The organism is Nitrospirota bacterium (genome assembly GCA_016212215.1).
Classification (GTDB): domain Bacteria; phylum Nitrospirota; class 9FT-COMBO-42-15; order HDB-SIOI813; family HDB-SIOI813; genus JACRGV01.
On the sequence record JACRGV010000144.1, the window covers coordinates 1 to 10390 of the forward strand.

Genomic DNA, 10390 nt, shown 5'->3' on the forward strand with positions numbered 1-10390 from the left:
ACTGCTTCAAGGGCCACCATAGCCTTGAAAGTTGTGTCATGATTCTTTCTAATCTTTCCCATCTTGCCATACCTCCTTTTAGGTTATGGCAGGTTAACATACACCTTAATACTCTGTCTAAATTCTGGGGAGCATTATAATGATTCACAGAGAACTGCTGGATGGATATGCTGCATATAATTTGCTGGGAAGCCGTAACGGTATAGTGCATATAGGCTGTTGGGCACATGTACGACGTAAGTTTCATGAAGTGGTGAAGGCAAGACCCAAGGGGAGTACGAAGAAGGGTTATGCGGATGATGCACTTGCATGGATAGGTCAGCTATACGCTATTGAGCAGGAGGCGGATGAGAAGAAGTTTACAGCAGACGAACGTTACAAATTACGACAGGAGAAGTCTGTTCCGCTGTTGAAGCAGATTAAGAAGTGGCTTGATGATATTGCACCCAAGATACCTCCTCAGGGTCTTCTTGGTAAGGCTGCACTCAATCAGTGGGATCGCCTTGAGAGATATACGCTGGATGGGCTGCTGCGTCCTGACAATAATCTTGCAGAGAATGCGATAAGGCCGTTTGTCGTGGGCCGCAAGAACTGGCTGTTCTCTGCAATTCCGGAAGGCGCCACAGCAAGTGCAACGATCTACAGCCTGATAGAAACAGCAAAGGGCAATGGCCTTGAGCCATACCGTTATCTCAGGTACATGTTTGAACGCCTGCCACTGGCCGAGACTGAATCAGACTACAAGGCATTATTACCTCAATACGTTGACCGCAACTCCATCCTCAGCATGCAGCTCTGAGGGTGGGGTTAATTAACCGCTTACCACAAAGATGGCCGGAAGATGAGATGCATAAATATATAGGTTATTTTATGACAGACCCTTATGTTGCGATATCATGTTGGGGCTTTTAGAGTAACATGCTGCTACAAAATACCCTTTAACACCTCTATCATCTCCTCATGTATCTTTCCATTGCTTGCAACGGTTTCTTTGCCGTATATGCTGAACTCCCCGCCTATGTAATTGCTAAGTCTGCCCCCTGCTTCTTTGACAATAACTGCGGCAGCGGCGATGTCCCAGGGCTGGAGTTTGGGTTCCCAGAAGCCGTCGAACCTTCCGGAGGCAACATAGCATAAATCAATTGTAGCGGCGCCGGGTCTTCTGATCTCCTGTGCGGTTTTTAAGAATTCCCTGAAGTGCTTAATATACCCATCAGGGTTTATCCTCCTGTCATAGGGAAAACCTGTGGCAAGGAGGGATTTATCGAGTGTATCTACTCTGGAGACATGTATAGGTTTTCCATTCAGATATGCCCCGCATCCTTCCATTGCAGTAAAACATTCATCCCGTAAAGGGTCATAGACGACACCCATCACCATATTTCCATTCTTCTCCAACCCGATTGATACTGCGAAGATCGGTAATGAATGTGCAAAATTGGTAGTTCCATCAAGGGGGTCTATTATCCAGCAATATTCAGAGATGTTATTATTTGTAGTCCCCTCTTCTGCCATTATCCGGTGGCCCGGGTAGTTTTCGGTAATTATGGAGACTATTGCATCTTCAGAGAGGCGGTCTGCAATTGTGACAAGGTTTGCATCACCCTTGAACTCGACGTCCAATGGTTTTCCATAATACTCCATCAACACCCTGCCGCCGGCAAGCGCTGCCTCTTCGGCAGTTTTTAGAAATGTTTTCACTCGGAAATCCTCTCCGGCGGGGTAAGAAAACCCCGCCTATCCATTTCTATGAGGATAGGCGGGGTTTTCTTACCCCGCTGATTTTCATGTCCCTTTGTGAGACCCCCGTCTCATGACGGTTCATACAAAAATCCTTTTTTAACCTCACAGAAAATAGCTTTTTTAATTCTTCGTGTGCTTCGTGCCTTTGTGGGATAATTTTCATTATCCTTCCCCCATTGAATTATGGGGGAAGGGGAGAATATGAGGTATTGTGGAATAATTATTCTTATAGCGGGGAAAGTCCTGCACCCTTTTCAAAGCCTGTATGCAGTGCCTTCTTGTTTAACTCAAGAAATGCCGCAGGGACTCTTGATAACACAGCCTGTTCAATAGCATCATGTGATACAATCTTTGTAAGTTCAGTCATTAGACCAAGTGATATTATATTTGCTGTTATTACTTTTCCGAGCACATTTGTGGCTGTTGAAATTATGGGAAAGGCAAAAACCTTAAAATCTCCCTTGGGGACATCTTTTACCTCATCAGAATCAATTAACAGGATGCCGCCGCTTTTAATGTCTTTATGATATTTTGTGCATGCCTCTTGTGTAAGGGCCAGCATTGCATCAATAGATGTTGCCTTTGGATAATCTATGTCCTCATCACTTATAATGACTTCAGCCCTTGATGCCCCGCCCCTTGATTCAGGACCATAAGACTGGCTCTGCACTGCCTTTTTCCCGTCATATATTGATGCAGCCTCGGCAATAATTATCCCTGCTGTTATTATCCCCTGGCCGCCTGAACCTGTAAATCTCAGTTCGTATCTGTATCCCATTTCTTCTTTACCTTTCTATATAAATGCTACTTCTTGGTTTGAAGCGATGTAACTAATTTATTATACTCTTCTAAATATTCCGGGCGCTCCGCCTTGTGAAGGATCCCTCTTAACAATTTATCCTGAAGCTCCTCAGGTGAGAGCTTTTCTGCCTGCTTCACACTCACTGTTCCATCTTTTTCAATCTGTTCCATCATGTCAGTTGCAGACGCATATTTATTAAACCTGCCGTAGTATGTCGGACATGCATCAAGAATATCTACAACGGATGTCCCTTTGTGCATAAAGGCATCAAATATAATCTTCTCTAATTCCTGAAAGTGATAAGCTGTCCCTCTTGCCACAAATGTAGCACCGGCTGCCTGTGCAAGTTTACAGGTATCAAAGACAGGGTCTACACTGCCATGACGGCCTGTTGTGGAAATTTTCCCCTGCGGGGTCGTAGGTGAGGATTGTCCGCTTGTCATCCCATAAATATTGTTGTTGTATACAAGTATGGTCAAATCCAGATTCCTTCGGCAGGCATGGATGAAGTGATTTCCCCCAATTGCAAGTGCATCTCCATCACCTGTTATCACAAGCACCTTTAACCTTGGGTTTGCCAGCTTTAATCCGGTTGCAAATGTGAGCGCCCTGCCGTGGAGGGTATGAAGGGTATTAAAATCAACATATCCAGGGGTTCTGCTTGAACATCCTATCCCTGATACCATTGCAACATCATCTTGATTTAATCCTGATGCGTGAACTGCCCTCAAAAGGCTCTTTAATACAATCCCATGTCCGCATCCGGGACACCATATATGCGGCAGTTTACCGCCCCTTATATATGGAGAATAATCAAATGGGACCTTTTTCTTTTTCTTTGCAATTGCTTTTACTTCTTCTGCCGGTGTACTCATGTTCTTCTCCTCTTACGACTTCGTAAAAAACGGGTGCCCTCTGGGCGTGCTGCGTTGCGCTGCATCCTTCGTCATTGCAGCGTACCAGCAAGTACGCCTCATTCCTCAGGATTTGCGCGCCTTGCACCTGGAGCTTTTTACGAAGCCGTCACGTAGTGACATTAGAGTAAATACCCTAACCATCAAGCATATCTCTTTCTTCTAAAATCTCAGACATCTTGTTATTTGTTGAAGAAGGCTTTGAACCATTTGATGTAATGGCTTCTACTATTTGCACCGGTTTAATGGGTTCAGTGTCTATCCTGAAAAGACCTTTTACCTCGCACCTGCCGCGGGCAACCCTTTCAACCTCATGGACAATCTGCCCCATATTCATCTCAGGAACAATGATTGTTTTTACACGTTCTGCCAGTTCAGAAACAGCGCTGTCAGGGAAGGGCCAAATTGTAAGTGGTCTTAATAACCCTGCCTTTATCCCCTGTTTACGAAGCTCCCTTACAGCAAACTTGGCAGACCTTGAAGAGACGCCATAGGCAAATATGCCGACCTCTGCATCGTCAAGGAAGTACTCTTCATTTTTCCATATACGTTCTTTATTGTCTTCAATCTTTCTAACAAGCCTTTGCCCTGCTTCTTCAATCATTTTTGTATTATTTGTGGGGAAGCCGTCTGCCCCATGGTATAGACCGGTTACATGGAATCTGTAACCATCGCCATAAGCTGCAAGCGGTGCTATTTCTCCGCCTTTGACCTCATAAGGTTTATACTCTGAAGGCGGACAGGATGGTTTAGCCCTGTTTACAACTTCAACCTCTCCGGGCTGAGGAATGGTAATCGCCTCTCTCATGTGGCCTATTATCTCGTCATAAAGAACGATTACAGGGGTTCTATAAATTTCTGCAAGATTAAATGCCCTTATAGTTTCGTAGAAAAGCTCTTCAACTGAGGCAGGGATTAGTACTACTGCAGGATGGTCTCCATGTGTGCCCCATTTTGTCTGCATAACATCAGACTGGCTTGGACCGGTAGGAAAACCTGTAGAAGGTCCAGCCCGCATAACATTTATAATTACTATCGGGACCTCTGCCATACATGCAAAGCCAAGTCCTTCCTGCATCAAGGAAAAGCCTGGACCGCTTGTTGCGGTCATTGACTTGCGTCCTCCAAGGGATGCGCCTGTGATTGCGCATATACTTGCTATTTCATCTTCCATCTGGATAAAGTTCCCGCCGGTTTTCGGAAGTCTTGAAGATGCTATCTCCATAAGTTCTGTAGAGGGTGTAATGGGATAACCGGCAAAAAATGTACAGCCTGCATAAAATGCCCCTTCAGCACACGCCTCATTACCCTGCATGAATTTTTTCTTGTTAGTCGCCATAGTTTATCTACTCCTCAAAGACCTGAATAGCAAAATCAGGACATCTGTTATCACATAACTGGCACCCATTACAGGCCGCCAGATTCTTCACTGCCGCCGTAGCCCCATCAATAGTTAATACATCAGTGGGGCAGAAGTCAACACAAATTACGCATGCCTTACACAGCCTTGGGTCAATCTCTATCCTGAACACCCTTTTTTCTTTTTCTGCAACCGCCATAATGCCCCCCTAAAGAAAAATACTAACCACCAGTTTAGTTGTATTTTTTATTGTTAAAATAAAAAAGCTTATTTTGTTCATATTACAAGATGTTGATTGGAAAATGCAAGCTATTTTTTATAGATATTGCAAACCCTTTTAACATTTTTTATCTATTGACAAATAAATTTTATAAATGTTAATATCGAATTTAATAAACTTCAAAAATAAAGAAAGGAGTAGTATAATGGCGCTTTATATTAATGAAGAATGTATAGCCTGTGCGGCCTGTTTGCCTGAATGTCCGAACGAGGCTATCAGTGAAGGGGATATTTACATTATAGACCCCAATAAGTGTACTGAGTGTGTAGGGCATTATGATGAGCCTCAGTGTCAGGCGGTTTGTCCTGTTGATAATTGCATTAATCCGGACCCGAATCACAATGAGACAAAAGAAGAGTTACAGTCAAAATACGAACGTTTAACTGCGTCAAAGTAATTGGTAGTTGACTTCTCTATATAGAAAAAATAAAACCCTGACTTTCTGCATTATTTATTTGAGAGCGGTAGTCAGGGTTTAGTATTTATTATGTTAGCGGGGTTAGATATACTGCCTAAATATATTGCCTAAATATATTGATTGACATCTATATTCCATTCTGCAGGATTTAATTCTTTAACAATCGAATAGAGGCAGTTCCCTTTATCATCAACATCAGATGCCGGATCAACTAATACAGGAGTCTGCGGTTTTTTATTTTTATCGAAGAGTAATAAAATATTAGGTTTGAGCAGATTCTCGTGATTAACAGAGACCACTATCCCGCAATGCCCTGTGTTCATCTCTACAAAAGAGCCGAATGGATAAATCCCGATACACTGGATAAATTTTTCTATTAAATCCTTATCAAAAAGCGTATCACTCCATTCATATAATCTCTTTACAGTGCCGTGACAGCTTGATGCCTTATGGTATACCCTGTCATAAGTAATTGCATCATAAACATCTGAGATGCTTCCAATCCGGCCTATCAGGCTTATCTTTTCCCCATATAATCTTTGCGGATAACCGGTTCCGTTATATCTCTCATGGTGCTGTGCAGTAAATAACATGGCATCATGCGGGATATTGTCGTGTTTGTTTAAAAGTTCGACGCCGAGGGACACATGGCGTTTCATTATATTGTATTCTTCAACAGTATATTTCCCCGGCTTATTCAGGATACTTTCCGGTATCTGTGTCTTTCCTATATCATGCAGTAACCCTCCCAACCCTATGTTCATCAACTGACTCTTAGAGAGATTAAGCTGACGGCCAAAAGAAACAGCAAGGATGCTGACATTTACTGAATGGACAAATGTATAGTTATCATAATCTTTTAGACTTGCAAGACATAACAGGGCGTCTCTGTTTCTGAAAACGCTGTCAACAATATTATTGACTTGGTCCTTAACATCACTTAACCCCATCGCCTTTCCCATCCGTGCATCATTAAATACACTTTTAACCGCTGTGGAGACATTCTGTTTGATCTCTTTTGCCCTCGGCAGTTCATCTTTGAGTAATACAGGGTCAACAAATATTGATTGAACGGAATCTGATTTTTTTGCATCTTGTTTATTCGTCAGGTGATCTTTTTCAGACTGACTCAGAACAGCATGTTCTTCAAGGTCAATGCCTTTATCCGTATCAATTATTACATCCTGTATACCGCCATGCAAAAGTTTATCAATCTGCTTCTGGGTCTTAATTTGTACGCTGTGGAATAAAAATGGTGTGTTTAACCATGAGCGGTCAAGTTCTCCAACAAACATACCAGGTTTGAGTTTATGAATAGGTATCTTTTTTAATGCCATAAGATTCTCTAATTGTTTAAAGTTTAATTTGGAATTATTTTGGAGACTTTATCGGATGGAATAAAAGCTAAGTTAATCCAGAAATTAAAAATCAATTTAATTTTTTATGGTTAAATCTTGCACACAATCTTTACAATCTTACCCTGCCTTCTGTCATTGCCTCTTCGCTCATGACCTTTATATTTATCTTCTCCTTCCCTTCGGTCGCTTCCTGATCTCCTCTCAATAATCCCGCCCTTTAATTCCGTAACCTTTTTCAGAAAATCAGGGTCAGTGGAGAAATGTTCAATACCTTCGATAAGTCTTCCCATGTTCTTGCGAATTTCAAGATGTATCTGGGAAAGTATCTCAAAGTAAGGTTCATGCGGCATTTTGATTAATTCATTAAATATCCCTTGTATCTCAAGTACCTCAAGGTGAAAAGCAATTTTCAATGCAAGGTTTATATCTACCCCGTCTGTTATTTCTTCTTCATATTTTGCGATTAAAGAGATGAGTGCCGGATATTCTACTTCTTTACCCAAAACCTCACAGGCCGGATGTGATGAGGAGGAGACAATACTTCTGAATCTGTTCAGCAATTCAAGGTGAGCGGCCTCGCTTTGAATTAAATCCTCCCAGAATTCCCTGTATTCAGGATTATCATAGAAATTTTCTAAGAAACACTGATAGACATCTGCTATCTTCCTTCCTATAAGGTCAATTGAATCAAATATCTTTTCAATATTCATAATAAGCCGTTTGACAATGGATAAGCGTTATTGTTAAATTCTAACATCTTTTGTAAGTGAACTACAAGAGGAATATTAAGAAGGAGCAGGGAGCAGAAGTTAGAAGCAAGAAACAAGATAGCGTTGAGCCCCCTCACCCGGACCCTCTCCCGCCGGGGGAGAGGGTACATAGCTTTATACCCCCTCCCTTGGCGGGAGGGGGGGTTAGGGGGAGTCTAAGAATTCCCTCCCCTTCAAGGGGAGGGTTAGGGTGGGGATGGGGTATTTCCGGATAAATATGGAGGTCTTTAAATGAAAAGGGATAAATCTCGGGTGTTGTTTGCAGAGGCACAGAAACTGATACCTGGCGGGGTGAACAGCCCTGTAAGGGCATTTAAATCTGTCGGTGGTGAGCCTGTATTCATGGAAAGAGGGAACGGATGCCTCTTATATGATGTAGATGGGAATGAGTATATTGACTATGTACTTTCATGGGGGCCGATGATTGCCGGACATGCACATCCACAGGTTACAAAAGCACTTATAGAGGCTGTTTCAAAGGGAACGAGCTTTGGTACGCCGACAGCACTTGAAGTGGAACTCGCCGGAATGGTCAACAGCGCCTTTCCTTCTATGGAACTTATGAGAATGGTAAGCTCCGGTACTGAGGCCGCGATGAGTGCAATCAGGCTTGCGAGGGGTTATACAGGAAGAGATAAGATTATAAAGTTTGAGGGGTGTTATCACGGACATGCGGACAGCCTGCTCGTAAAGGCAGGTTCAGGTGTTACGACACTCGGTATTCCTGATAGTCCCGGCGTGCCGGCTAACCTTGCGAAAAATACTATTACTGTTCCTTTTAATGACCTTGAAGCAGTGAGAAAGGTAATGGAGGCTGACGGTAATAATGTAGCATGTTTAATTGCAGAGCCTGTTCCCGGAAATATGGGTGTAGTACCTCCTGCTGAAGGATTCCTTAATGGTCTAAGGAAGATTACAACTGAGTATGGGAGCCTGCTGATTTTTGATGAGGTGATGAGCGGTTTCAGGGTTGCTTATGGAGGGGCACAGGAGTTATATGGGATTACCCCGGACCTGACCTGTCTCGGCAAAGTAATCGGAGGCGGCCTTCCTGTTGGTGCTTATGGCGGAAGGCGGGATATCATGGAAAAGATTGCCCCATTAGGGCCTGTTTATCAGGCAGGGACATTGTCCGGGAATCCAGTGGCAATGACTGCCGGTATAGAGACTTTGAAGGTATTATCTCAGCCCGGAACTTACGAACGTCTCGATTCGCTATCAGGACTGCTCTCTGATGGAATTAAAGGCGCTGCTCATGCCGCAGGTGTACCAGTTTATAATACAAGGGTTGGAAGTATGATCTGTACCTTTTTCACGGAATCACCTGTTACAGATTATGCCTCGGCAAAGAAATCAGATACAACAAGGTTTGCAAAATTTTTCATATCAATGCTGGAAGAAGGCGTATACCTTGCCCCATCCCAGTTCGAGTCAGCCTTCCTCTCAACAGCACATAATGAGTCTTATGTTGAAAAAACAATTAGTGCGGCATACAGGGCATTTAAGGCATTGTAAATAAAACCCAGGAGCAGAAGCAAGAACTAAGAAGCAAGAAGTAAAAAAAAGACAACGAAAATCCCACCCTCACCCGGACCCTCTCCCTGAGGGAGAGGGTGCTATGTTTATTCCCTCCCCTTCAAAGGGAGGTTAGGTTGCCCTAAGTATTCCCTCCCCTTCAAGGGGAGGGTTAGGGTGGGGATGGGGTTGATATTCGGATAACCATGGAACTTCTTCTTGAAATAAAGTCAATATCAAAATCATTCGGCGGTCTGAAGGCTGTTGATAAAGTTACACTGAACATTTACAAGGGTGAGATCATAAGTCTGATCGGGCCGAACGGTGCAGGTAAGACCACATTCTTTAATTGTATTACCGGAGTTGTTACACCTGATGACGGTGAGATAATATTCAAAGGTAAAAGAATCAGCAGATTTAAACCTCACGAGATTACTAAAGCAGGTATCTCCAGAACATTCCAGAACCTTCGATTATTTGCTGAAATGTCTGCCATCGAAAATGTTATGGTCGGCGGCTTCTGCAGGACAAAGACAGGTGTGCTCGGTGCAATTATTAGAACTAAGGGTGTAATAGAAGAAGAGCGCCGTCTTTCTTCACGGGCAATGGAGCTTCTCGAATTTGTAGGTATTAGTGAACAGAAAGACAACTGGGCAAGAAATCTTTCGTATGGAGACCGCAGACGCCTTGAGATTGCAAGGGCTTTGGGAAGCTCACCTCAGATGCTCTTGTTGGATGAACCTGCCGCAGGATTGAATCCAATAGAAACCGGACAGCTTATGGATTTAATCAGGCAGGTGCGCAATATGGGGATAACGGTATTGCTTATTGAACATGATATGAAGTTTGTCATGGGTATATCCGATCGTGTTGCTGTTCTTGATTACGGGGTAAAGATTGCAGAGGGTCTCCCTTCTGTCATACAAAAAGATAAGGCTGTCATAGAGGCATATCTTGGCCAGGAAGAAACATCTATGAGATAGCTTCTTACAAACCCGTGCCATGAAAATCAGCGGGACAAGAATGTCCCGCCTATCCTCATAGAAATGGATAGGCGGGGTTTTCTTACCCCGCCGGAAGGGATTTTCGGATGAACTGTCATGAGCCGAGGGCTCATAAAGGGCAATGAAAACCCCACCCTCACCCTAACCCTCTCCCTGAGGGAGAGGGAGCTATGTTGATTCCCTCCCCTTCAAGGGGAGGGGTAGGGTGGGGATGGGGTTGATTTTC

Annotated in this window: 11 protein-coding genes; 4 read left to right on the forward strand and 7 right to left on the reverse strand. The window is 43.4% G+C overall.

The window, feature by feature from the left end; genetic code table 11:
* The first annotated feature begins 139 nt into the window (after positions 1–139).
* Positions 140–799, forward strand: a complete 660-nt coding sequence (locus HZA08_13175; protein MBI5194376.1) for an IS66 family transposase — start codon at positions 140–142, stop codon at positions 797–799.
* A gap of 125 nt (positions 800–924) precedes the next feature.
* Here the strand turns inward: HZA08_13175 and HZA08_13180 are convergent, their stop codons facing one another.
* The 5 genes from HZA08_13180 to HZA08_13200 all read right to left on the reverse strand — a co-directional run bounded on the left by HZA08_13180 (position 925) and on the right by HZA08_13200 (position 5018).
* Entirely contained in the window at positions 925–1701 is a 777-nt protein-coding gene (locus tag HZA08_13180; GenBank protein MBI5194377.1) for an inositol monophosphatase, read from the reverse strand.
* Between the two features lie 268 nt (positions 1702–1969).
* Positions 1970–2521, reverse strand: coding sequence for a 2-oxoacid:acceptor oxidoreductase family protein (locus HZA08_13185; GenBank protein ID MBI5194378.1), 552 nt, complete (start codon positions 2519–2521; stop codon positions 1970–1972).
* Positions 2522–2547: 26 nt separating this feature from the next.
* Positions 2548–3420, reverse strand: coding sequence for a 2-oxoacid:ferredoxin oxidoreductase subunit beta (locus HZA08_13190; protein ID MBI5194379.1), 873 nt, complete (start codon positions 3418–3420; stop codon positions 2548–2550).
* Between the two features lie 175 nt (positions 3421–3595).
* Positions 3596–4774 carry a 2-oxoacid:acceptor oxidoreductase subunit alpha gene (locus HZA08_13195; protein ID MBI5194380.1) on the reverse strand — a complete coding sequence of 393 codons (1179 nt, stop codon included), beginning with the start codon at positions 4772–4774 and terminating at the stop codon, positions 3596–3598.
* Positions 4775–4805: 31 nt separating this feature from the next.
* Complete coding sequence (locus tag HZA08_13200) at positions 4806–5018, reverse strand: 4Fe-4S dicluster domain-containing protein (GenBank protein ID MBI5194381.1); 213 nt, start codon at positions 5016–5018, stop codon at positions 4806–4808.
* A gap of 226 nt (positions 5019–5244) precedes the next feature.
* On the opposite strand from HZA08_13200, the gene HZA08_13205 reads away from it, so the two are divergent.
* Positions 5245–5496: a YfhL family 4Fe-4S dicluster ferredoxin gene (locus tag HZA08_13205; GenBank protein MBI5194382.1), complete on the forward strand. Its 252-nt coding sequence runs from the start codon at positions 5245–5247 to the stop codon at positions 5494–5496.
* A gap of 128 nt (positions 5497–5624) precedes the next feature.
* On the opposite strand, the gene HZA08_13210 is transcribed toward HZA08_13205, so the two are convergent.
* Together HZA08_13210 and HZA08_13215 are read right to left on the reverse strand one after the other, a co-directional pair.
* A complete protein-coding gene (locus HZA08_13210) occupies positions 5625–6854 on the reverse strand; it encodes an HD-GYP domain-containing protein (GenBank protein ID MBI5194383.1) in 1230 nt (409 codons plus the stop codon).
* Between the two features lie 110 nt (positions 6855–6964).
* Positions 6965–7585, reverse strand: a complete 621-nt coding sequence (locus HZA08_13215) for a hypothetical protein (GenBank protein ID MBI5194384.1) — start codon at positions 7583–7585, stop codon at positions 6965–6967.
* Positions 7586–7876: 291 nt separating this feature from the next.
* On the opposite strand from HZA08_13215, the gene hemL reads away from it, so the two are divergent.
* A complete protein-coding gene (gene hemL / locus HZA08_13220; GenBank protein ID MBI5194385.1) occupies positions 7877–9160 on the forward strand; it encodes a glutamate-1-semialdehyde 2,1-aminomutase in 1284 nt (427 codons plus the stop codon).
* Positions 9161–9366: 206 nt separating this feature from the next.
* Complete coding sequence (locus tag HZA08_13225; GenBank protein ID MBI5194386.1) at positions 9367–10143, forward strand: ABC transporter ATP-binding protein; 777 nt, start codon at positions 9367–9369, stop codon at positions 10141–10143.
* Positions 10144–10390 lie beyond the last annotated feature (247 nt).